Origin of the sequence: Mycobacterium colombiense (genome assembly GCF_001953985.1) — a bacterium.
GTDB classification, from domain to species: Bacteria; Actinomycetota; Actinomycetes; order Mycobacteriales; family Mycobacteriaceae; genus Mycobacterium; species Mycobacterium colombiense_B.
Genome location: NZ_MBEI01000079.1, coordinates 49321 through 71315, shown reverse-complemented (window position 1 = coordinate 71315; position 21995 = coordinate 49321). Strand labels below are relative to the sequence as shown.

The 21995-nt window shown below is 69.9% G+C and carries 20 protein-coding genes; 8 read left to right on the top strand and 12 right to left on the bottom strand.

What is annotated here, in order from left to right:
- Window positions 1-80: 80 nt before the first annotated feature.
- The 5 genes from A5732_RS24385 to A5732_RS24365 are packed head-to-tail and all read left to right on the top strand — an operon-like array spanning window position 81 to window position 5699.
- The gene (locus tag A5732_RS24385) at window positions 81-719 is read left to right on the top strand and encodes a TetR/AcrR family transcriptional regulator (protein WP_076056073.1); all 639 of its coding nucleotides are present in this window, start codon (window positions 81-83) and stop codon (window positions 717-719) included.
- Entirely contained in the window at window positions 709-1662 is a 954-nt protein-coding gene (locus A5732_RS24380; protein ID WP_076056071.1) for an ABC transporter ATP-binding protein, read from the top strand. Before A5732_RS24385 ends, A5732_RS24380 begins: the two co-directional genes overlap by 11 nt.
- A complete protein-coding gene (locus A5732_RS24375; RefSeq protein WP_142256672.1) occupies window positions 1659-3302 on the top strand; it encodes an ABC transporter permease in 1644 nt (547 codons plus the stop codon). The genes A5732_RS24380 and A5732_RS24375 overlap by 4 nt, the downstream gene beginning before the upstream one ends.
- Window positions 3303-3309: 7 nt before the next feature.
- The gene (locus A5732_RS24370; RefSeq protein WP_076056067.1) at window positions 3310-3984 is read left to right on the top strand and encodes a methyltransferase family protein; all 675 of its coding nucleotides are present in this window, start codon (window positions 3310-3312) and stop codon (window positions 3982-3984) included.
- 29 nt (window positions 3985-4013) lie between these two features.
- Entirely contained in the window at window positions 4014-5699 is a 1686-nt protein-coding gene (locus A5732_RS24365) for a CocE/NonD family hydrolase (protein WP_076103527.1), read from the top strand.
- Here A5732_RS24365 and glgC read toward each other — a convergent pair.
- Window positions 5696-6910, bottom strand: coding sequence for a glucose-1-phosphate adenylyltransferase (gene glgC / locus A5732_RS24360; protein WP_076103526.1), 1215 nt, complete (start codon window positions 6908-6910; stop codon window positions 5696-5698). The genes A5732_RS24365 and glgC overlap by 4 nt on opposite strands.
- Window positions 6911-7080: 170 nt before the next feature.
- Between glgC and glgA the strand changes: the two genes are divergently transcribed.
- Entirely contained in the window at window positions 7081-8244 is a 1164-nt protein-coding gene (glgA, locus tag A5732_RS24355) for a glycogen synthase (protein WP_076103525.1), read from the top strand.
- 29 nt (window positions 8245-8273) lie between these two features.
- Here the strand turns inward: glgA and A5732_RS24350 are convergent, their stop codons facing one another.
- The 7 genes from A5732_RS24350 to A5732_RS24320 form a co-directional block, all read right to left on the bottom strand.
- The gene (locus A5732_RS24350; protein ID WP_003878471.1) at window positions 8274-8447 is read right to left on the bottom strand and encodes a DUF3117 domain-containing protein; all 174 of its coding nucleotides are present in this window, start codon (window positions 8445-8447) and stop codon (window positions 8274-8276) included.
- 166 nt (window positions 8448-8613) lie between these two features.
- Window positions 8614-9195 carry a DNA-3-methyladenine glycosylase I gene (locus tag A5732_RS24345; protein ID WP_076056059.1) on the bottom strand — a complete coding sequence of 194 codons (582 nt, stop codon included), beginning with the start codon at window positions 9193-9195 and terminating at the stop codon, window positions 8614-8616.
- Window positions 9192-9551, bottom strand: coding sequence for a DivIVA domain-containing protein (locus tag A5732_RS24340; RefSeq protein WP_076056057.1), 360 nt, complete (start codon window positions 9549-9551; stop codon window positions 9192-9194). Before A5732_RS24340 ends, A5732_RS24345 begins: the two co-directional genes overlap by 4 nt.
- 56 nt (window positions 9552-9607) lie before the next feature.
- Window positions 9608-10624: a glucosyl-3-phosphoglycerate synthase gene (locus A5732_RS24335; RefSeq protein WP_076056055.1), complete on the bottom strand. Its 1017-nt coding sequence runs from the start codon at window positions 10622-10624 to the stop codon at window positions 9608-9610.
- On the bottom strand, window positions 10621-11445 hold the full coding sequence (folP, locus tag A5732_RS24330; protein ID WP_139334785.1) for a dihydropteroate synthase: 825 nt from the start codon (window positions 11443-11445) through the stop codon (window positions 10621-10623). Before folP ends, A5732_RS24335 begins: the two co-directional genes overlap by 4 nt.
- A gap of 177 nt (window positions 11446-11622) precedes the next feature.
- Entirely contained in the window at window positions 11623-13401 is a 1779-nt protein-coding gene (fadD6, locus tag A5732_RS24325) for a long-chain-acyl-CoA synthetase FadD6 (RefSeq protein WP_076103524.1), read from the bottom strand.
- Between the two features lie 74 nt (window positions 13402-13475).
- Window positions 13476-14039, bottom strand: a complete 564-nt coding sequence (locus tag A5732_RS24320) for a TIGR00730 family Rossman fold protein (RefSeq protein ID WP_076103523.1) — start codon at window positions 14037-14039, stop codon at window positions 13476-13478.
- Window positions 14040-14127: 88 nt separating this feature from the next.
- Here A5732_RS24320 and A5732_RS24315 point away from each other — a divergent pair, with 88 nt between their 5' ends.
- The gene (locus A5732_RS24315) at window positions 14128-16254 is read left to right on the top strand and encodes an AAA family ATPase (RefSeq protein WP_076103522.1); all 2127 of its coding nucleotides are present in this window, start codon (window positions 14128-14130) and stop codon (window positions 16252-16254) included.
- On the opposite strand, the gene dapE is transcribed toward A5732_RS24315, so the two are convergent.
- From dapE to A5732_RS24300, 3 genes are all read right to left on the bottom strand, one after another.
- The gene (gene dapE, locus A5732_RS24310) at window positions 16251-17315 is read right to left on the bottom strand and encodes a succinyl-diaminopimelate desuccinylase (RefSeq protein WP_076103521.1); all 1065 of its coding nucleotides are present in this window, start codon (window positions 17313-17315) and stop codon (window positions 16251-16253) included. The genes A5732_RS24315 and dapE overlap by 4 nt on opposite strands.
- Before the next feature lie 107 nt (window positions 17316-17422).
- Complete coding sequence (locus A5732_RS24305; protein ID WP_076103520.1) at window positions 17423-18586, bottom strand: PPE family protein; 1164 nt, start codon at window positions 18584-18586, stop codon at window positions 17423-17425.
- Between the two features lie 34 nt (window positions 18587-18620).
- On the bottom strand, window positions 18621-19436 hold the full coding sequence (locus A5732_RS24300; RefSeq protein ID WP_076103637.1) for a PPE family protein, SVP subgroup: 816 nt from the start codon (window positions 19434-19436) through the stop codon (window positions 18621-18623).
- A 282-nt stretch (window positions 19437-19718) separates the two neighbouring features.
- Between A5732_RS24300 and dapD the strand changes: the two genes are divergently transcribed.
- Window positions 19719-20672: a 2,3,4,5-tetrahydropyridine-2,6-dicarboxylate N-succinyltransferase gene (gene dapD / locus A5732_RS24295; protein ID WP_142254577.1), complete on the top strand. Its 954-nt coding sequence runs from the start codon at window positions 19719-19721 to the stop codon at window positions 20670-20672.
- An 8-nt stretch (window positions 20673-20680) separates the two neighbouring features.
- On the opposite strand, the gene A5732_RS24290 is transcribed toward dapD, so the two are convergent.
- Complete coding sequence (locus A5732_RS24290) at window positions 20681-21976, bottom strand: MFS transporter (RefSeq protein ID WP_076103636.1); 1296 nt, start codon at window positions 21974-21976, stop codon at window positions 20681-20683.
- Window positions 21977-21995: the final 19 nt, after the last annotated feature.

Here is a 21995-nt window from a genome sequence, read left to right as displayed (position 1 = left end):
CCGGGTCGTCCACATCTTTATGGATTCTTGACGCGTGTCGTCCTTGACCGCGCACTGAACGTGCGTTTAGCGTACTGAACATGCGTTCAGCCGACTTGACCGCAGCCGCGCGGATCCGAGACGCGGCCATCGAACAATTCGGCGAGCACGGGTTCGGCGTGGGGTTGCGCACCATCGCCGAAGCAGCCGGCGTCAGCGCCGCACTGGTTATTCACCACTTCGGCTCCAAGGACGGTCTGCGCAAGGCGTGCGAGGACTACATCGCCGAAACGATTCGCGGCACCAAGTCGGAGGCACTGCAGTCCAACGACCCGGCCACGTGGTTCGCCCAGATGGCCGAGATCGAGGAATACGCGCCACTGATGGCGTATCTGGTGCGCAGCATGCAGGCCGGCGGCGACCTGGCAAACATGTTGTGGCGCAAGATGATCGACAACGCCGAGGAATACATGGAAGAGGGCGTGCGCGCCGGGACGATCAAGCCCAGCCGCGACCCCAAGGCCAGGGCCAGGTATCTGGCCATCACCGGTGGCGGCGGCTTCCTGCTTTACATCCAGATGCATGAAACACCAACGGATCTGCGGGCGGTGCTGCGCGACTACTCGCGTGACATGGTGTTGCCCGCGCTCGAGGTCTACACCGAGGGGCTGCTGACCGACCGGACCATGTACGACGCATTCCTGGCCGCTGAAGATCAAGGAGAATCTGATGCCAACTGAAAACGCCACCGGTGTCGCGCCCATCGAGATCCGCGGCCTCACCAAGAATTTCGGTGTGGTGCGGGCGCTGGACGGCCTGGACCTCACGGTGCGGGAAGGCGAAGTCCACGGGTTCCTCGGGCCCAACGGCGCCGGGAAGTCGACGACCATCCGCATCCTGCTGGGCCTGGTCAAGGCCGACGGCGGCAGCGTGCGACTGCTCGGTGGCGACCCCTGGGCCCAGGCCGTCGACCTCCATCGCCAAATCGCCTACGTGCCAGGCGATGTCACCCTGTGGCCGTCGCTGACCGGCGGTGAGACCATCGACCTGCTGGCCCGCATGCGGGGCGGCATCGACACGAAGCGCCGCGCCGAGCTGATCGAGCGCTTCGACCTGGACCCGCACAAGAAGGCTCGCACGTACTCCAAGGGCAACCGCCAGAAGGTCTCGCTGATCTCGGCGTTCTCGTCGCACGCCAGGCTGCTGCTCCTCGACGAGCCGAGCAGCGGCCTGGACCCGTTGATGGAGAACGTGTTTCAGCAGTGCGTGGCGCAGGCCCGCGACCGGGGCGCGACGGTGCTGTTGTCGAGCCACATCCTGGCCGAGACGGAAGCGTTGTGCGAGCGAGTCACGATCATCCGCGCCGGCAAGACCATCGAAAGCGGCTCGCTTAACTCCATGCGGCACCTGAGCCGCACCTCGATCAAGGCCGAAATGACCGGCGATCCAGGTGATCTCAGGCGCATCAAGGGCGTCGAGGACATCACCGTCGAAGGCAACACACTGCGCGCCCAGGTGGACAGCGAGAGCCTGGGCGAGCTCATCCGAGTCCTCGGCGACGCCGGGGTGCGCAGCCTGGTCAGCCAGCCGCCGACCCTCGAAGAGCTTTTCCTGCGCCACTACGACACGTCGGGCGGCGACGGTCGGCACGGACGCGACGAAGCGAAGGTCTCGCTGTCATGAGCACGACCACGCTGGACCGACCTTTCGCGTCGGCATCGCCTGCGCCGCTTGGGAGTTCGAGCTTCTCCGGAACGCTCGCGATGCTGCGGCTCTACCTGCGCCGCGACCGCGTCTCGATGCCGTTGTGGGTGCTGCTGCTGTCGCTACCGTTGGCCACGGTGTACGTCGGCAGCATCGAAAAGGTCTACCCCACCGCGCCCGCCCGCGCCGGATTCGCGGCCTCCATCATGGCCAGCCCGGCCCAGCGCGCCCTCTACGGCCAGGTGTACAACGACAGCCTTGGCGCCGTGGGCATTTGGAAAGCCGGCATGTTCCACGTGTTAATCGCGGTGGCCGTCATCCTCACGGTGATCCGGCATACCCGCGCCGACGAGGAGAACGGGCGCACCGAGTTGGTGGACTCGACCGCGATCGGCCGCTACGCCAGCCTGAGCGCGGCGCTGCTGCTGTCGTTCGGAGCATCGATCGCCACCGGTGTGATCGGTGCGGCCGGCCTACTGAGCACCGACGTCCCGGCCGGCGGGTCGCTGGCCTTCGGGGCGGCGCTGGCCTGCTCCGGCCTGGTGTTCACCGCCGTCGCCGCGGTGACCGCGCAGCTGTCGCCGAGCGCCCGGTTCGCCCGCGGTGCCGCGTTCGCAGTACTGGGCGCCGCGTTCACCCTGCGTGCCGTCGGCGACGCCGGTGACGGCACGCTGTCGTGGCTCTCGCCGCTGGGATGGTCGCTGCAGGTCAAACCGTACGCGGGCGACCGCTGGTGGGTGCTGGTGCTGCACCTGGTGACGACGGCCGTGTTGACCGTGCTGGCGTATCGGTTGCTCGCCGGGCGCGACGTCGGCGCCGGGCTGATCGCGGAGCGGCCCGGCCCCGCCGACGCCGCGCCGGCGCTGGGCAACGCGTTCGGGCTGACGTGGCGGCTGGACCGCGCCGCGCTGCTGCTGTGGACGGCTGGGTTGTGCCTGTATGGCCTGCTGATCGGCAGCGTGGTGCACGGCATCGGCGACGAGCTGGGCGACAGCGGCGTGGCGCGCGACATCGTCGCGCGGATGGGCGGCACCAGCGCCCTCGAGGAGGCGTTCATCGCCGTCGCGTTTTCCATGATGGGCATGGTGGCCGCCGCGTTCGCCGTCTCGCTCACGTTGCGGCTGCACCAGGAAGAATCGAGCCAGCGCGCCGAAACGGTGCTGGCCGGCGCGGTGTCGCGAACCCGCTGGCTGACAAGTCATTTGGTGACCGCGCTTGCCGGGTCCGCGGCGGCGATGCTGGCCAGCGGCCTGACCGCAGGCGTCGTCTACGGGGTCGCGGCCGGCGATGTCGGCGCCAAGCTGCCCATGGTCGTTGCCAGCGCGGCCGTCCAACTGCCCGCCGTATGGCTGTTGTCGGCCGTGACGGTCTGCGTGTTCGGCTTTGCGCCGCGCCTGACGCCGGTGGCGTGGGGTGCGCTGATCGGCTTCGTGGCGCTGTACCTGATCGGGTCGTTGGCCGGTTTCTCGCAGTGGATACTCGACCTGGAACCGTTTGCGCACATTCCGCGAATCGGCTCAGATTTCACCGTCGTACCACTGTTATGGCTACTGGCCATAGACGTAGGGTTGGTGGCTCTGGGTGCCATAGTTTTTCGGCGCCGCGATCTCCGCTGCTAGGAGGGCAATGAAAACCGGGATCAGAATAACGGCGACATCCCTCTGGGGCATTCTCTCCTGGATTTTGATCCTCCTCCTGCCGGCCGGCACCCTGCATTACTGGCAGGCGTGGGTCTTCATCGCCGTGTTCACGGTGGCGACCATCGTCCCCACGGTCTACCTGGCCCGGGCCAATCCCGCGGCTTTGCAGCGCCGCATGCGCGCCGGCCCGAGGGCCGAGCCCCGGAAGGCTCAGAAGTTCATCATCGCCGGGTCGTTTCTCGGCCTGTTCGCGACGATGGTGTTCAGCGCGCTCGATCATCGGTTCGGCTGGTCGTCGGTGCCGCCGTGGCTGTCGGTGCTCGGTGACGTGCTGGTGGCGACGGGCCTCGGCATCGCCATGCTGGTGATCGTCCAGAACAGCTACGCCGGCGCCACGGTCACGGTGGAAAGCGGCCAGACTGTCGTGTCCGACGGCCTCTACAAATTCGTGCGCCATCCGATGTACGTCGGCAATGTGATCATGATGATCGGCATCCCCCTGGCGCTCGGCTCGTACTGGGGATTGCTCTTCATCATCCCGGGCACCATCGGACTGACGCTGCGCATCCGCGATGAGGAAAAGCTGCTTCTCCGGGAATTGCCCGGATACCGCGAATATGCCGACCGCGTGCGCTACCGGCTGGTGCCGTACGTCTGGTAGCCACCGGACCGGCCGCTTAGGGTATTGACGTGGCGCACCATCGGCCACCGGCGCTGGACCGCCCGTGGCGGCGCCCCGGCGCGCTGCGGTATGCGTTGACCAGGATTCGCGGGGTCGCCAAGCCGCCCGTCACGGTCACCGACCCGCCCGCGGATCTGCAGGTCGAGCGTGACGTGGCCGTCACCACGCGGGACGGAACGGTATTGCGGGCCAACGTCTTTCACGAAGGGGCCGAAGCACCCCGGCCGGTCATCCTGAGCATCCACCCGTACGGCAAGGACAACTTGCCGACCCGGCGCGGCAACAAGACGACGTTTTCGGTGCAGTACCGCGTGATACGCCAGCCGCAACCGGTGGCCTTTTCCACCCTGACCGGCTGGGAGGCACCGGACCCAGCATGGTGGACCGCGCAGGGCTTCGTCGTGGTGAACGCCGACTCGCGTGGCTGCGGCCATTCGGACGGCACCGGGAACCTGTTGTCCCGCCAGGAAGCCGAGGACACCTACGACCTGGTGCAGTGGATCGCCGAACAACCGTGGAGCGACGGGAACGTGGTCATGCTCGGGGTGTCCTACCTGGCGATCAGCCAGTACGCCGTGGCCGCCCTGGCGCCGCCGGCGTTGCGGGCGATCTGCCCGTGGGAAGGGTTCACCGACGCCTACCGCGACCTGATGTTTCCCGGCGGCGTTCACGAGATCGGCTTCAGCCGGTTGTGGTCGCGCAACCTCAGTCGAGACACCCGGCAGAGCTACGACCTTGCGCGGATGCAGGAAGACCACCCGCAGCGCGACGAGTTCTGGCGCTCGCTGGCGCCCGACCTGTCGGCGATCAAGGTCCCCATGCTGGTCTGCGGCAGCTTCTCGGACAACAACCTGCACAGCCGCGGTTCGATGCGGGCATTCGTGCACGGCGGCTCCGACCACGCCCGGCTCTACACGCACCGCGGCGGCAAGTGGACGACCTTCTACTCCGACGCGGCGCGCGCCGAGCAGCTGAAGTTCTTCCGCGACGTGCTGGGCGGCGCTACGGCCTCGCGCAGTGTGCGCCTGGAAGTGCGCGAGGACCGCGACACCGTCACCGCGGTGCGCGAAGAGGCCGAATGGCCGCTGGCCCGCACGCGTTGGCGCCCACTGTATTTGGGCGATGCCGGCGCGCTGACGGCCGAACAGCCCGCGACGCCCGGCCGCATCGCGTTCGGAACACGTTCCGGTGCGGCATCTTTCGCCTGGACCGTCACCGAGGACGTCGAGCTGACCGGCCCGATGGTGGCCCGGCTGTGGGTCGAGCTGAGCGGCTGCGACGACGCGAACCTGTTCGTCGGTGTGGAGAAGTGGCGCGACGGGCGGTTCGTCGGCTTCGAGGGGTCCTACGGTTACGGCCGCGACCGGGTGACCAGCGGATGGCAGCGAATTGCGCTGCGCACCCTGGACCCCGAACTGTCCCGGCCGGCCGAACCCGTCATCACGGGCGTCGATCCGCGGCCGCTGTCGGCCGGCGAGGTGGCCGCGGTCGAGGTGGAGCTGGGCCCGTCGGCGACGCTGTTCCGCGCCGGCGACCAGCTGCGGCTGGTGGTCGCCGCGCGCTGGCTGTCCCCGAGAAACCCACTCACCGGCCAGTTTCCGGCGTGGTACCAGGGCTCGCCGCGCGGCCGCGTCACGCTGCACTGGGGACCGCAGCGCGAGGCCCACCTGCTGATTCCGGAGATCCCGGGCTAGATCCAGACGCCCTTGCCCACGGCGACGACACCGCCGGCGCTGATCGCGAAGCGCTCGCGGTCCTTTTCCAGATCCACGCCCACCATCTCGCCCGGCCCGACGACGACGTTCTTGTCCAGGATCGCGTGGCGCACCACGGCGCCGCGGCCGACGCGGGCGCCGGGCATGATCACGCTGCCCTCCACAATCGCGCCGTCGTCGACCACCACGTTGGACGAGAGCACCGAGTTGCGCACCGAGGCCGCCGAGATGATGCTGCCCGCGCCTACCACCGACTCCTGCGCGGAACCGCCGTTGACGAACTTGGCCGGCGCCAGGTTCTCCGACTCGCCGCGGATCGGCCAGCGCTTGTTGTACAGGTTGAACACCGGATGCACCGACACCAGGTCCATGTGGGCGTCGTAGAAAGCGTCCAGCGTTCCGACGTCGCGCCAGTAGGCGCGGTCACGATCGGTGGCGCCGGGCACCTCGTTGTCGCTGAAGTCGTACACGGCGGCCATCCCGTCGTCGACCAGTCGCGGGATGATGTCGCCGCCCATGTCGTGATCGGAATGGTCGTCGTCGGCGTCCGCACGGATCGCGTCGATGAGCACCTTGGTGGTGAAGATGTAGTTGCCCATCGACACGAACGTCTGCTCGGGGTCGTCCGGGGTGCCCGGCGGATCCAGTGGCTTCTCCACGAACTGGCGGATGCGGCCCGACTCGTCGGAGTCGATGCAGCCGAACGCGGTGGCTTCGCTGCGGGGCACCCGGATGCCGGCCACCGTCGCGCCCGCGCCGCTGTCGATGTGGAACCGGACCATCTGCTCGGGGTCCATCCGGTACACGTGGTCGGCACCGAAAACCACGATGTAGTCGGGGTCTTCGTCATAGATCAGGTTGAGCGACTGGTAAATCGCGTCGGCCGAGCCGGTATACCAGCGCGGGCCGAGCCGCTGCTGGGCGGGCACCGGGGTGATGTACTCACCGGCCAGGCCGGACAACCGCCAGTTCTGCGAAATATGACGGTCCAGTGAATGCGACTTGTACTGGGTGAGAACGCAGATGCGCAGATACCGCGCATTGACGAGGTTGGACAGGACGAAGTCGATCAGTCGGTAGGCGCCCCCGAAAGGAACCGCGGGCTTGGCGCGGTCCGCGGTCAGCGGATACAGCCGCTTGCCCTCACCGCCGGCCAGGACGATGCCCAGCACGTGTGGCGCTTCCCTCATGCTGTCAAACCTATCGGCCGTTGCGAAGGGCTGCCAGGGGGAAGGGGTGATTGGCGACGTTCTGTGGGGCTGTCCGTCAAGGTATTTGGCCGCGCACGCCGCGAAGATGGCGCCGCGCTGTGGCGAACCCGACTCGCGGCGAGCCCCGTCGCCGAACTACGGTTCGGGGTATGCGGGTGGCGATGATGACGCGGGAGTACCCGCCGGAGGTCTACGGCGGGGCGGGGGTACACGTCACCGAGCTCGTCGCCCAGCTGCGCCGGTTGTGCGCGGTCGACGTGCATTGCATGGGCGCACCGCGCCCGGGCGCCCACGTGCATGAGCCCGACCCGCGGCTCCAGGGCGCCAACGCGGCGATGTCGACCCTGTCGGCCGACCTGATGATGGCGAACGCGGCGTCGGAGGCCGACGTGGTGCATTCACACACCTGGTACACCGGCATGGCCGGGCATCTGGCCGCACTGCTCTACGGCGTCCCGCACGTCTTGACCGCGCACTCGCTCGAACCGCGGCGCCCGTGGAAGGCCGAGCAACTCGGTGGGGGCTACCGGATCTCGAGCTGGATCGAGCAGACCGCCGTGCTGGCGGCGGACGCCGTCATCGCGGTCAGCTCCGCGATGCGGGAGGACGTCCTGCGTGTCTATCCCACACTGGATCCCAGCGCCGTGCACGTCATCCGCAACGGCGTCGACACCGACGTCTGGTACCCGGCGGGGCCGGTGCAAAGCGGATCGATGCTGACCGAACTCGGCGTCGATCCGTCCCGGCCCATCGTGGTGTTCGTGGGCCGGATCACGCGGCAGAAGGGGCTGGCGCACCTGGTGGCCGCCGGCCACCGGTTCAGCCCGGAGGCGCAGGTGGTGTTGTGCGCCGGCGCGCCCGACACCCCGGAGATCGCCGAGGAGATCCGCGACGCCGTGGCCGCGCTGTCGCGCAGCCGCACCGGGGTCTTCTGGATCCGGGAAATGCTGCCCATCGGGGAGTTACGCGAAATCCTTTCGGCGGCATCGGTTTTCGTATGCCCGTCGGTGTACGAGCCGTTGGGCATCGTGAATTTGGAGGCGATGGCCTGCTCGGCGGCGGTGGTGGCGTCCGATGTCGGCGGCATCCCGGAGGTGGTTGCCGACGGGATCACCGGGACGCTGGTGCATTACGACGCCGACGACGCGCAGGGCTATCAGACCGGATTGGCCGAAGCGGTCAACGCGTTGATCGCCGACCCAGACAAGGCGCAGCGCTACGGCAAGGCGGGACGCCAGCGCTGCGTCGAAGAGTTCTCCTGGGCCCACGTCGCCGAGCAGACCCTGGAGATCTATCGGAAGGTGTGTGCGTAACGCCGCCGACATCCGTTCGGCGGCAAGCCCTAGCTGGAGCTCGTGACGCCCTTGAGTTCGTCACCGAGGGCAGCCGCTTCGTCGGGCGTCAGCTCGACGACAAGTCGACCGCCTCCCTCAAGTGGTACCCGCATCACGATGCCGCGCCCCTCCTTCGTTGCTTCCAGAGGACCGTCTCCGGTCCGGGGCTTCATCGCCGCCATCGAGTGCTCCCTCCAGATTCGAGCTGGCCCGCCCGTGCGGACCTGGTCGGCACCGAGCATGCCCCGCCAGCGAACTTCAAGCCATGCCCGGCATCGAACTGCCTTATCACCCCTCCATTGTTCCCTATCCAGGTCATCACTTGTACAAAGACCCACAAGTGTGTGTTCAGCGGGCGGTGGCGGGCACCCAGCAACCGTCAATATGGTCGTCGACCATGCCGGTCGCCTGCATCAGCGCATAGGCGGTGGTCGGGCCGACGAAACGGAAGCCGCGCCGTTTGAGTTCGCGGGCCATGGCCTTCGATTCGTCAGTGGCCGAGGGGATTTGGGACGGGTCGGCCGGCCGGGACCGCGGCGACGGCGCAAACGACCACAGCAGGTCCGCCAGGTCCGCCGGAGTTCCCAGTTCAGCGGCGGCCCGGGCGTTGGCGATCGTCGACTCAATCTTGGCGCGGTTGCGCACGATTCCCTGATCCGCCATCAGCCGCTGCACGTCGGCCTCGGTGTATTCGGCGACCTCGGCGATGTCGAACCGGGCGAACGCACGCCGGAAATTCTCCCGTTTCCGAAGGATGATCAGCCATGACAGGCCACTTTGAAAGGCCTCCAGACTCATCCGCTCGAACAACGCGACCCCGTCGCGCACCGGCTGGCCCCATTCGCGGTCGTGGTAGTCGCGATAGAGCTCGAAATCGGGCCCCGGTCGCACGGTCGCCCAGCTGCAGCGAACCAGCTCGTCTTCACTCACAATGAGTCCTGACGATCCTCGCCGTCGTCTGGTTCCCCGGGTTCGCCCTCGGCCTCCTGCCCGGCGGCCGGCGCGGCGTGCACGGCGGCCAGTTGGCCGCGCAGCGCCTCGAGCTCGCGCGCGAGCCGATCCAGCACCCAGTCCACCTCGCTGGTCTTGTAACCGCGCAGGACCTGGGTGAACTTGACGGCGTCGACGTCGGAGCCGGTCACCCCGAACGCCGGCAGCACCGTGGCCGTCGTCCCCCGGGGCAGGGGCGGCAGCTGCTCGCCGCGACCGAACAACAGGCTGGCCGCGCCGAACAGGACGATCGCCACCAGCACCAGGACCACCAGGTACAGCAACACCAACGCCACGTGATCGATATTGCCCTATGCCACCGACACGGCGACGTTCAGCGTGACCGCGGGACCTACCGGGGCCTGAGCACCTGCATCGGCGGCCGGTCCGCCAGCGACACCGGCGAGGTGCGCTGGGTGTAGCCCTGAAAGTCGGAGCCCTCGGGGCCGTCGGCGACGAATTGGGTCAGCCCGATGCCGGAGTCCGAGATGCCGCAGCGCGACAGCAGGGTCGCGATGATCTGGCGGCTCATCACGCCCAGCTCGGCCAGCGGCCGGTTGCGGTGCGCGCGCACCCCGAGGTTGACCTGGGCGATCGCGTCGAGCCCCAGCCGGTCGAAGGTGTCCACCAGCAGGCCGATCTCGACGCCGTAGCCCGGCGCGAACGGCAGCGAGGTCAGCAGCTCGCGGCTGGCCGCGTACTCGCCGCCCAGCGGCTGCACCACGCAGCCCAGCTCCGGACGCAGCGCCGCAAGCAACGGCCGGGCCACCAGCTCCGTGACGCGCCCGCCGCCGGTGGCGCTGACGTCGCCGCCCACGTCGCCGACGTCGCTGAGCTCGCTGCCCCGCAGGGGTCGTCGGTAGAAGCTTTTGACCAGGTGAATGCCGTCGCCGGTGAGCATCGGGCCGACCAGCCACGGCACGAACATGGGGTGCGGGTCGATCAGGTCGGAGTCGACGAACACCACGATGTCGCCGCTGGTGGCCGCCAGCGAGCGCCACAACGCCTCGCCCTTTCCGGGACGTATCGGCACCTCGGGCAGGGCCTGCTCGCGGCTGACGACGCGGGCTCCCGCGGCGACGGCGCGGATCTCGGTGTCGTCGGTGGAGCCCGAATCCAGCACGATCAGCTCGTCGACCAGCCCATCGACCAGCGGCGAGATGCTTTCGATCACCGACTCGATGGTTTCTTCCTCGTTGAGGGCCGGCAGCACCACCGAGATGGTCCGCCCGGCCTTCGCCGCTTCGAGTTCGGCGATCGTCCAGCCCGGACGGTTGCGCGTGTCGTTGGCCAGCCACACGTCTCCGGGCCGGGCGGCGAGCGCCCTGTGCTTGGCGAGATCACCGGCGAACAGGTCCGACGCGGTCATGCCAGCCCCCTCACCGTGCGCGCAGGCGGGCGGGTGCCCTGGATCGAGGCCACCATTTCCAGCACCCGGCGGGTGGCCGCGACCTGGTGCACGCGGAACATGCGCGCACCCGCGGCGGCCGCCAGCGCGGTGGCGGCCAGCGTTCCCTCGAGCCGCTCGGTCAGTTCCACACCCAGAGTCTCCCCGACGAAGTCCTTGTTGCTCAAAGCCATGAGCACGGGCCATCCGGTGTTAACAAGATCGCCCACGTGCCGCAACAACAGCAGCCCGTGGAAGGTGTTCTTGCCGAAGTCGTGGGTGGGGTCGATCAGCACCCGGTCGCGGGCCACCCCGCAGGCCACCGCACGCTCGGCGGCCGCGGTGACCTGGGCGATGACGTCGTCGACCACGCCCCGGGTGGTGGTGCCGTAGTTCACCCGGAAGGGGCGCGTGCGCGGCAGCGCGTTGCCGGTGTGCGAACACACCAAACCCGCCCCGAACTCCGCGGCCACCTCCGGTAGCGCCGGGTCGATGCCGCCCCAGGTGTCGTTGATCAGGTCCGCGCCGGCCGCGCAGGCCACCTTGGCGACCTCCGAGCGCCAGGTATCGGCGCTGATCAGCTGGTCCGGATAGGCGTCGCGCAGCCATTCGATGAACGGCACCAGCCGGGCGATCTCGGTGTCGGCATCGACCTCTTGACCGGGGCCGGCCTTGACGCCGCCGACGTCGATGACATCGGCGCCGTCGGCGACGGCTTGGTGCACGGCCGCCCTGGCGGCCTCGTCGCTGAAGGTCGCGCCCCTGTCATAGAACGAGTCCGGGGTGCGGTTGATGATGGCCATGATCAGCGCACGATCGCCCGCGACCGGGCGGCCGCACCAAGTTGACTGCACACGTACATGGTGCCCGGTCGCCGCCGCGGGCGCGGCCCGGGGACCGCCGACGGTGAACCCGACGCTCGAATGTGCGGCCAGCCGCACAGTGGACGCCGAATGTGCGGCCAGCCGCACATTCGGCGGTTAGGGTCGTTTGCCCTCGGCCACCTCGCCGGGGTACTCGTCGTAGTACGGCACGTAGCCCTCGTCGCGCCCGGCCAGCACGTACAGCGGGTCCTCCACGTCCGAGCCGTAGGCCTGATCGCGCAGCTCCACCTTGCGGCTCTTGAACGTCGTGGTCTGCTCGATGGACTCCACCACCCGCACGAACAGCGGCAGCGCATAGACGGGCAGCTGGTCGTACACGGAGCGGGCCAGCGACTGCCCGTCGAATTCGGCGCCGTCGCGCAGTTTGACCGCGGCCATGCCGGCGCGGCCGCCGGTGCGGGGCACCTCGACCCCGAAGACCGTGCAGTCCTCGACGGAGTCGTCGGACGCCAGCGCCGCCTCGACCTGCGTGGTGGCGACGTTCTCGCCCTTCCACCGGAAGGTGTCGCCGAGCCGGTCGACGAACGCGGCGTGGCCCATGCCTTGCGGGCTCATCACGTCGCCGGTGTTGAACCAGCAGTCGCCCTCGCGAAAGGCGTTGCGCACCAACTTCATTTCGCTCGACTCCTGGTCGGTGTAGCCGTCGAAGGGCTGCAGCCGGTTGACCGGGCTGAGCAACAACCCGGGCTCGCCGGCCGGAACCCGACGGACCCGCCCGTTGTCGTCGCGCAGCGGGGCGCCGGTGTCCGGGTCGTACTCGACGTAGGCCAGCGGCATCGGGAAGACGCCGGTGGAGCGGGGCACGTTGAAGACGTTGATGAATGCGGCGTTGCCTTCGCTGGAGGCGTAGAACTCGCAGACCCGGGCGATGCCGAATCGCGTGGTGAACTCGTCCCAGATCTCCGGGCGCAACCCGTTTCCGGCGATCAGCCGCACCTTGTGTGCGCGGTCGGTCGGCTTGGCCGGCTGGTTGAGCAGGTACCGGCACACCTCGCCGATGTAGATGAACGCGGTGGCATCGTTGGCGATCGCCTCGTCCCAGAACTTCGACGCCGAGAACGACTTGCCCAGCGCCAGCGTCGCCCCCGAGTTGATCACCGACGACAGCGCCACCGTCAGCGCGTTGTTGTGGTACAGCGGCAGGCAGCAGTAGAGCGTGTCGGAGCTCTTGAGCCGCAACCCGATCCCGCCGAACGCCGCGAGCGCCTTGAGCCAGCGCAGGTGCGTCATGACGCTGGCCTTCGGGAATCCCGTTGTGCCCGAGGTGAAGATGTAGAACGCGGTGTCCCTGGCGTGCACGGCCGACGCCGAGGCGGGGTTGGTGGCCGGCGCGCTCACCGCGAACCGCTCCAGGTCCTCGACGGTCAGCGTCTCGGTGCTGCCCGAGCCGCCGCACTCGGCCACGGCGCTGACCAGATCGGCCTCGGCGATGAGCACCTTGGCGTCGAGCAGTCCGAGGCTGTGCGCGAGCACCTCGCCGCGCTGGTGGTAGTTGAGCATGCCGGCGACCGCGCCGCACTTGACCGCGGCCAGCATGGCCAGCACGGTGTTGGGCGAGTTGCGCAGCATGATGGCGACGACGTCGCCCTGGCCGACGCCGCGCGCGGCCAGCACGGCGGCGTACCGGTTGGCGGCCGCGTTGGCGTCGCGGTAGGTCAGTTGCTGATCGCCCATGCGCAGGAAGATGCGGTCGCCGTAGCGGGCGGCCCGCTCCTGGAACACCGTGCCGATCGATTTCTTGGAGCCCGGCTGAGCCAGCAGCCCGGTCATCGCGCCGCGCGCGATCACGGGCAGGTCGGCCAGCACGGCCGGCGCCCGAAATGCGATGTCGGTCAGTTTGACCGCCGTGCGCGCTCCCCCGTCACGATCGGACACGTGATCCCCTCGATTCGTTTCCAAAGTCAAGCTCGGCGGACAGCCTAGTAGGGGTGGCAAACCCGTCGGCGGCCTCAGCCGGGTGCGCACGCTTCCAGCGCCGCACTCACCTTGTCGACCAGCACCAACCGGTCCATCGCCGCCTGGGAGATGTAACCGCTGTCCAGCAGTCCGCACAACCAGGTCCACAGCCCTTCGTAGTGACCGAAGGGATCCAGCAACACGATGGGTTTCTCGTGCAGACCGAGGAAGGCGGTCGTCCATGCGTCAAGCAACTCGTCGAGGGTCCCGATGCCACCCGGCAGCGCGATGAACGCGTCGGCGCGGTCCTCCATGAGCTGCTTGCGCTCGTGCATGGTGTCGCTGACGATCAGCTCGTCGGCGTCCGCGTCGGCGACCTCGCGGCGCATCAGGACCTTGGGAATGATGCCGACGGTCCGGCCACCGCGGGCGCGCGCCGCGCTCGCCACCGCGCCCATCGCCGACACCCGGCCCCCACCCCACACCAGCGTCCAACCGCGCTCGGCGATCGCCTCGCCGAGTTCCGCAGCGACTCCGAGCAATTCGGGATGCTCCGGTCCGGATGCGCAGTACACACACACCGACCACTCGCTGGACGAATCGCGTTGGCCGGGCATATTTGCCAAAGGTAGACCAAGCCCATACGGCCCGTCATATCTGGGGCTTTCGCCCTGCCGCCTAGCCCTCGCACCATAAAATTCGGCAGTGCCGATTCGATGGAACGTCCCCCAACATGCGACGGCCTCAGAGCGGCTGGATGCGTCGTTGGCCGAGGGGGCCCGCGGGGCGGTGGTGCTGGGACCCGACGGCGTCGGCAAATCCACCCTGGCCCGGGTGGCCGCGGAGCGGTTCGCCGGCCGGCACCCGAACACGCTCGTCCGCTGGGTCACCGGCACCCCGACCGAACGCGCCGTCCCGTTCGGGGCGTTCAGCCATCTGGTGGAGATCGCCGAACTCGGCAAGCCGGCCGCGCTGTTGCGGGCCGCCCGGGCATCGCTGGGCGGAGACGACCTCCTGCTGATCGTCGACGATGCCCAGCACCTGGACGTGCTGTCGGCCACGCTGGTCTATCAGCTGGCGCGCGACGGCGCGGGACGGCTCATCGTCACCGCGCAAGCCGACTCCGCCCCCGAGGCGATCGCGGCGCTGTGGCGCGACGGCCTGCTCACCCGGATCGACGTCGAGCCGCCCGGCGGGGCGGCCGCGCCGGCGGAGATCACCACGTTCCTCGCCGAGCTCCCCCCGGCGGCGCGATCGGTGCTCGAGTATCTCGCCGTCGCGGAGCCGCTCTCGGTCGCCGACCTGACCGCGCTGGCCGGCGACGGCGCGGTGGCCGAGGCGGTGACGTGGGGCGCCGCGGAGACCCGGACGCGCGGCGGGTCGTCGGACGACCCGGTCGTCTATACCGCCCACCCGCTGTTCGCGGAGCGGACGCGGGCCGCGCTCGACCCCGAAGACGCCCGGCAACGGCGCACCGACCTGGTCCGGCTGCTGTCGCGGCGGCCGTCCGAGCACCTCAGTGACCGGTTGCGGCTGGTGTCGCTGGCGCTGGACAGCGACACTCCCCCGCGGGTCGCCGACGTCGTCGCCGCCGCCCAGCAGGCGCTGCGGCTGGGCGACCTGCCGCTGGGCGAACGGCTGGCCCGGTCGGCGCTGCAGCGCTCCGGTGGGTTGGCGGCGCGGCTCGCCCTGGCGCACGCCCTGGCGTGGCAGGGCCGCGGCCGGGAGGCCGATTCGGTGCTGGCCGACGTCGACTCCACCGCGTTGACCGAAGCGGCGTTGATGGACTGGGCGCTGCTGCGGGCGGCGAACCAGTTCTGGATGCTCAGCGAACCCGAGCGCGCCACCGCGTTCCTGCGCACCGTGCGCAATCGGGTCACCGATACCGGCCCGCGAACCACCCTGGACGCGCTCAGCGCGACCTTCGCGATGAACGCGGGCAACGTCGGGCACGCGGTCAAGGTCGCCGGCGACGTCCTGGCATCGCCGGCGGCCGACGACCAGGCGGTGGCCTGGGCGGCCAGCGCCGGCGCATTGTGCGCGGCGCGCGAAGGCCGCTTCGATGACGTCGAGCCGCTCGCGCAGCGCGCCCTGGCCGCCGAACACCCCGGGCTGCTGCGCTTCACCATCGGGCTGGGTCAGACCACCGCGCTGCTGATGGCCGGCCACCCCGACCAAGCCCGCCGGCTCGCGCAGCAGTTCACCGACTTCGCCGAACTGCAACAGCCGGGCCGCGCCATCGGCGAGGTGCTGCTGGCGCATGTGCTGATCGCCGGCGGCGAATTCGCCTCTGCGGCAGCATTATTGGCTCCGGCGGCCGCCACCCTGGAGCGCACCGGATACTCGTGGGGGCCGCTGTCGCTGACGCTGCTGGCCACCGCGCTGGCCCAGCAGGGCGACACCGCCGCCGCGGCAAAGGCGTTGAGCAGGGCCGAATCCCGGCACGGAACCAAGTCGGCGCTGTTCGCGCCCGAGCTCGGGGTGGCGCGGGCGTGGCGGCTGGCCTTGGTGCGCGACCCACACGGCGCGGTGGCCGCCGCGCGCGACGCCGCCCGGATGGCCGAACGCGGCGGCCAGCGGGGCGTGGCGGTGCGCGTCTGGCACGAGGCCGTACGGCTGGGCGACACCCGGGCCGCCGATCCTTTGGCCCGGCTGTGCGCCGAGATCGACTGCGTCGCAGGCAGAATCGCGCTGACCCATGCCCGCGCGCTGGCCGCCGGCGGTGACGCGGGCCTGCGGGCGGTGTCGGACGAGCTGACCTCGATCGGCATGCACGCGGCCGCCGCCGACGCCGCCGCGCAGGCGCAGCGGTGCGGGGCCGGGCCCGCTTAGCCGCTCAGGTAACCGCGCAGCACGTCCACGGCGGCGGTGATGTTGGCGACCGTGACCCGCTCGTCGCGCTTGTGCGCCAGATTGGGATCACCCGGCCCGAAGTTGACCGCCGGTATGCCCAGCGCGGCGAACCGTGCCACGTCGGTCCAGCCGTACTTGGCCCGGACGTTGCCGCCGGCCGCCTCGACCAGGGCCTTGGCGGCGGGCTGGGACAGCCCGGGCAGCGCGCCGGCCGCCGCGTCGGTCTGTTCGATGTGCACGTCGAGCCCGGCGAGCACGTCGTGCACGTGCTGCAGCGCCTCGGGCAGCGACCGGTCGGGGGCGAAACGGAAGTTGACCGTCACCGCGGCCGCGTCGGGAATGACGTTGCCCGCCACGCCGCCGTCGATCCGCACGGCCGACAGACCCTCACGGTAGACGCAGCCGTCGATGTCGACGCTGCGCGCCTGGTACGCGGCCAGCCGCTCCAGCACGGCGCCGAGCTTGTGAATCGCGTTGTCGCCCAACCAGGATCGCGCCGAATGCGCACGGATACCGCTGGCGCTGACCACCACGCGCAGGGTGCCCTGGCAGCCGGCCTCGATGTAGCCTCCCGTGGGCTCGCCCAGAATTGCCACGTCGGCGGCCAGCCAGTCCGGCAGCTCGCGTTCGATGCGGCCCAATCCGTTTGCCGCGGCGTCGATTTCCTCGCAGTCGTACATCACCAGCGTCAGATCGTGCACGGGGTCGGCGACGGTGGCGGCGAGATGCAGAAAGACCGCGTCCCCCGATTTCATGTCCGCCGTGCCGCAGCCGTACAGGTCGTCGCCCTCGCGGCGGCTGGGCAGGTTTCCGGCCACCGGCACGGTGTCCAGGTGTCCGGCCAGCAGGACCCGCGACGGCCGCCCGTGGTTGGTGCGTGCCAGCACGGCGTTGCCGTTGCGAACGATCTCGAACCCGGCGGTCTGGGCGCGCAGCGCGGCCTCGACCTCGTCGGCCAGCCGCGCTTCGTCCCTCGATTCGCTCGGGATGTCGACCAGCGCAGCGGTCAGCGCGATCGGGTCTCCGCGTAAGTCGAGCACGGTCCAACGATAGTGGCGATCGCAAGCGCGGCGGAGCCGGGAGCAGCGGGTCGCCGCGATCGATGTAGCGAGTCACCAATGTCGGCGAACCGCGGAAGCGCGGCGGGCTAGACGAGCAACCGCGTGGGCATCACCTTGGGTTTGACGCCGTAGCGCGGGCCCATGCCATAGCCGCCGCCCCGCCCCGCGGAGGCGACCGCCGGCATGCCGGACGCCCAGGTGGTGTGCGGGTCTTCGACGGGTGCGGTCCACCCCGTGCCCGCGACGGTCGCGGCGGGGACCCGGGGGGTGGCGGCCGACCACGCTGCGGGCGTCGACAATCCGCCGACCGGGGCCGCCGAGCCCACGCTCGCCAGCACCGGGGCGGCGCCCCCGCCCGCGGTGCTGACCGGTGCCGCCGCGGCCACCAAAGCGCCACCGCCGGCCGCGCCTCCCACACTGCCGGCCACGCTGCCGGCGGCCGCGACGTCCAGGGTGTGGTTGTACAGGATGTTGGACACGATGGTGTTGAACACATTCCAGGACACGACGTCGAAACCCGCGTTGCCGACGTTGGATACGACGGGGTCGCCGAGCACGCTGTCCAGCGCGGTCCCCACCGCGCTCGCCCCCGGCAATGCGGCGGGCGCGGCGGCCGGCGCGGCGAACGACTGCACGGCGTTGGGCACGTTGGAGACGACCCCGCGGAGCCCACTCGTCTGCGCGGCCGTGGCCGCCGTCTGCACGCCCAGCCCGCCCGGGCTGTTGGTGGGCGCCGGTGATGTCAACGGGCTCAGCCGGGCCGCGGCGGCGGACGACGCGGCGTAGCCATACATCGCCGCGGCGTCCTGGGCCCACATCTCGGCGTACTGCGCCTCGGTGGCCGCGATGGCCGCGGTGTTCTGGCCCAGGACGTTCGTCGCGACCAGGGACGCGAGCTGGGCCCTGTTGGCCGCGACCAGTGGCGGCGGCACCGTCATCGCAAAGGCAGCCTCGTAGGCGGCCGCCGATGCGATGGCCTGAGAGGCCGCCTGTTGCAACTGGGCCGCGGTGGTGTGCATCCACATCACGTACGGCGCGGCGGCGGTGGCCATCGCGGCCGAGGACGGACCCATCCACTCCTCGCCGGTCAGATTCGAAATGGCCGACTGGGTGGCCGTGGCGTTGGTGCTCAGTTCGTCAGCCAGGGCGCTGAACGCCGTCGCGGCGGCCATCATCGGCGCGGCTCCAGCGCCGGTGTACATGCGTAGGGAGTTGACCTCTGGGGGCAGTGCTCCGAAATCGAAAGTCATTGCGGGACTCCTCTTCTCAGCTTTTAAGTGGGTGCTAGACGGCAGGTGTGGGCATCACGACGGGCTTGACGCCGTAGCGGGGTGCGCCCAGGCCGTAGCCCCCGCGCCCGGTGGTGGCCATCGACGGCAGGCCACCCGGGATGGTGGTCATCGACGCGTTGTGGGGTGCGGCGCTGGTGAAGCCCGCCCCCGTCAGCGTCGCGGCGGTGGGATTCATCGCGGGCACACCGCTTGTCGCCCAACTGGGCGGCACCGACAGCGCACCGATCGAGGGACCCCGACCGACGCTCGCCAGTACCGGCGCCGCACCCACGCCCGCGGGAGTGGCGGGGACGGGCGCGCTCGCCGGGGTTGCCGCACCGACATCACCCGACAAATTCGGGATCCCGGCCGCGCCGGGGACGGGAGCGAATTGCCCCTCGCCCAAGGTGATGAAGTCCGACGCGGCGGCGCCGACGTTCTGCCCCCACTCGATGGTGGTGCCGAGGGCGGCGTCCCCGGGCGGCGGGTCGGCGGCTGCGGCGGCCGGCGCGGCGGCGGGCAACGCCGCGGCGCTGGTGGTGACCTTGTTCGCGGCTTCCGTCGTTCCATACGAACCGGCGTTGCTGTTCAGGTTGTTCACCAGTGTCTGGTGAATCGCCTTCGCCTGGGCGCTGACCTGCTGGTACCACGCGCCGTAGGCCGAGAATTGCGCGGCCTGCAACGCGGACACCTCGTCGGCGGCCGCGGGAGCGATGCTCGTGGTGGGCGCCGCGGCCGCGGCGTCCTGGGCGGCCATCGAAGAGCCGAGGCCTTCGAGGGTGCTCGCCGCGAACAGCAGCGCCTCGGGCCGGGTGGTGACAAAGGACATGTTCTTCTCCTCGGGCAATCAGGCGGCCACAACGGACCGGCGACGAAGGGACCTGCGACGAGGTCAGAAAAACGACCCCCGGACCCCGGAAGCTGCGTACCCGAAACGGTGAAATTCACGCCTTGACCTGCTACGACTGGCCAAGCCGGACGTCCACGGACCCATACCACCGGCCCTGGCCTGCCGAATTGCGTTGCCCGCGTTGGCCTTTGGCTTTCGCGCGGCGCGCTTGGCCGATTGCGCCGCAGGGCGCGCGGATCCGGGCCGGGCCCAGGAAGTAACCTGACCGCCGTGACTGGAGCTGCAGGTATCGGGCTGGCAACGCTGGCCGCCGACGGATCGATCCTCGACACGTGGTTTCCCGCACCGGAACTGACCGAATCGGGCACCGGCGCGACATCGCGGCTGGCGCTGTCCGACGTCCCCCCGGAGCTGACCGCGCTGATCGGCCGCGACGACGACCGCGGCACCGAGACCGTCGCCGTGCGCACGGTCATCGGCTCACTGGACGACGTGGCCGCCGACGCCTACGACGCCTACCTGCGATTGCATCTGCTCTCGCACCGGCTGGTGGCGCCGCATGGGCTGAACGCCGGCGGCTTATTCGGGGTATTGACCAATGTCGTCTGGACTAATCGGGGGCCGTGCGCCGTCGAGGGTTTCGAGGCCGTCCGGGCGCGGCTGCGGCGCCACGGACCGGTGACGGTCTATGGCGTGGACAAGTTCCCCCGCATGGTCGATTACGTTCTGCCGACCGGGGTGCGCATCGCCGACGCCGACCGGGTGCGGCTGGGCGCCCACCTGGCCCCGGGCACGACGGTGATGCACGAGGGCTTCGTCAACTACAACGCCGGCACGCTGGGGGCGTCGATGGTGGAGGGACGCATCTCCGCCGGCGTGGTGGTGGGCGACGGCTCCGACATCGGCGGTGGCGCCTCGATCATGGGCACGCTGTCCGGCGGTGGCACCGAGGTGATTTCGATCGGCAAGCGCTGCCTGCTCGGCGCCAACGCGGGCCTGGGCATCTCGCTGGGGGACGACTGCGTCGTCGAGGCGGGCCTGTATGTCACGGCGGGCACCAAAGTCATTACGCCCGAAGGCAAGACGCTGAAGGCCCTGGAGCTGTCCGGCGGCAACAACCTGTTGTTCCGCCGCAATTCGGTGAGCGGGGCGGTGGAAGTGGTGGCCCGCGGCGGGCAGGGCATCGCCCTCAACGAGGACCTGCACGCCAACTGAGGGCGCGCCTATAGGTCGGCGGGGACCCGCTCGTCGACCGCGACGGTCCGCAGCGCGGTCCCCCTGGTCTCGGGCAGCAGCGAGACGGACACGAAACTGGCCACCACGAGGGTCGCCATCATCAGCCCGATCGCCCAGCTGCCGTAGGTCGCCAGCAGGGTGCCCGCCAGCAGCGGCGGCACCGCGGCGCCGAGGATGCCGGCCAGGTTCATCGCCACCGCCGCGCCGCTGTAGCGGTAGCGCGTGGCGAACAGCTCGGGAACGAAGGCTCCCGTGGGGCCGTTGGCCACCGCCGCGCAGGCGAACATGCCGAGGACGGCGACCACGTACATGACCGGATTGCCGGTGTCCATCAGCGGGATGACCACGAACGCCCACGGCAGGCACGCCGCCAGCCCGCACAGCATCACCCGGCGACGCCCGACGCGGTCGGACAGCCACGCCCCGAACGAGACGAACGCGATGCTGGTCAGCCCGCCCAGGGCGCCGACGCCCCAGATGAAGCTGCGCGAGTAGCCCAGGTGGGAGTAGGCGTACATGACCAGGAAAGTGTTGCCCAGGTAGACGAAGCCCATGCCGCCCAGGAAGCAGCCCGCCACCAGCACGATCTCCCGCCGCTGCAAGCGCACCAGCTCTGCCAGCGGCGCTTTGGGCACCTCGTTGCGGGCCTTCTCCTCCACGAACAGCGGGGTCTCGTCGATGTTGAGCCGCACATAGAGGGCGATGGCGATCAGCCCGCTGCTGATCAGGAAGGGCACCCGCCATCCCCAGTCCAGGAACGCGGGGCTGCTCTCGCCCACGGTGAGGCTGACGGCGAGGAAGGTCAGGCTGGCGAGGATGCCCGCAGTGCCGCCGCCCAGCGAGGTGAACATGCCGTACCAGCCGCGTTTGCCGGGCGGCGCGTATTCGGCGCTGAGCAGGACGGACCCTGCCCATTCGCCGCCGACGGCGAAGCCTTGCAGCAGCCGCAGGACGATGAGGATCAGCGGCGCCGCGATCCCGATCGACGCCGTGTCGGGGACCAGGCCCACGCTGACCGTCGATCCGCCCATGATCAGCAGGGTGGCGACGAGCGTTTTTTTGCGGCCCAGCCGATCGCCGAAGTAGCCGAAGACGGCCGCCCCCATCGGGCGGGACAGGAACGCCGTCGCGAACGTCGCCATCGAGGCGATGGTGGCCACCGTCGGGCCCAGGTGCGGAAAGAAGACCGCGGGAAACACCAGCGCCGCCGCGGTCCCGTAGATCAGGAAGTCGTAGAACTCGATGGCCGAGCCCACCAGGCAGGCCATCGCGATCCGCCGCATGGGGGTGGGCACGGAGGTG

Excerpts from the sequence above, each read along its gene's own strand:
- A5732_RS24290 (WP_076103636.1), bottom strand. The coding sequence starts at position 21,976 with ATGCGGCGGATCGCGATGGCCTGCCTGGTGGGCTCGGCCATCGAGTTC.
- glgC (WP_076103526.1), bottom strand. The coding sequence starts at position 6,910 with ATGAGGGAAGCGCCACACGTGCTGGGCATCGTCCTGGCCGGCGGTGAG.
- A5732_RS24385 (WP_076056073.1), top strand. The coding sequence starts at position 81 with ATGCGTTCAGCCGACTTGACCGCAGCCGCGCGGATCCGAGACGCGGCC.
- A5732_RS24300 (WP_076103637.1), bottom strand. The coding sequence starts at position 19,436 with ATGTCCTTTGTCACCACCCGGCCCGAGGCGCTGCTGTTCGCGGCGAGC.
- glgA (WP_076103525.1), top strand. The coding sequence starts at position 7,081 with ATGCGGGTGGCGATGATGACGCGGGAGTACCCGCCGGAGGTCTACGGC.
- A5732_RS24350 (WP_003878471.1), bottom strand. The coding sequence starts at position 8,447 with ATGGCGGCGATGAAGCCCCGGACCGGAGACGGTCCTCTGGAAGCAACG.
- A5732_RS24320 (WP_076103523.1), bottom strand. The coding sequence starts at position 14,039 with ATGCCCGGCCAACGCGATTCGTCCAGCGAGTGGTCGGTGTGTGTGTAC.
- folP (WP_139334785.1), bottom strand. The coding sequence starts at position 11,445 with ATGGCCATCATCAACCGCACCCCGGACTCGTTCTATGACAGGGGCGCG.
- A5732_RS24380 (WP_076056071.1), top strand. The coding sequence starts at position 709 with ATGCCAACTGAAAACGCCACCGGTGTCGCGCCCATCGAGATCCGCGGC.
- A5732_RS24335 (WP_076056055.1), bottom strand. The coding sequence starts at position 10,624 with ATGACCGCGTCGGACCTGTTCGCCGGTGATCTCGCCAAGCACAGGGCG.
- A5732_RS24370 (WP_076056067.1), top strand. The coding sequence starts at position 3,310 with ATGAAAACCGGGATCAGAATAACGGCGACATCCCTCTGGGGCATTCTC.
- A5732_RS24305 (WP_076103520.1), bottom strand. The coding sequence starts at position 18,586 with ATGACTTTCGATTTCGGAGCACTGCCCCCAGAGGTCAACTCCCTACGC.
- A5732_RS24375 (WP_142256672.1), top strand. The coding sequence starts at position 1,659 with ATGAGCACGACCACGCTGGACCGACCTTTCGCGTCGGCATCGCCTGCG.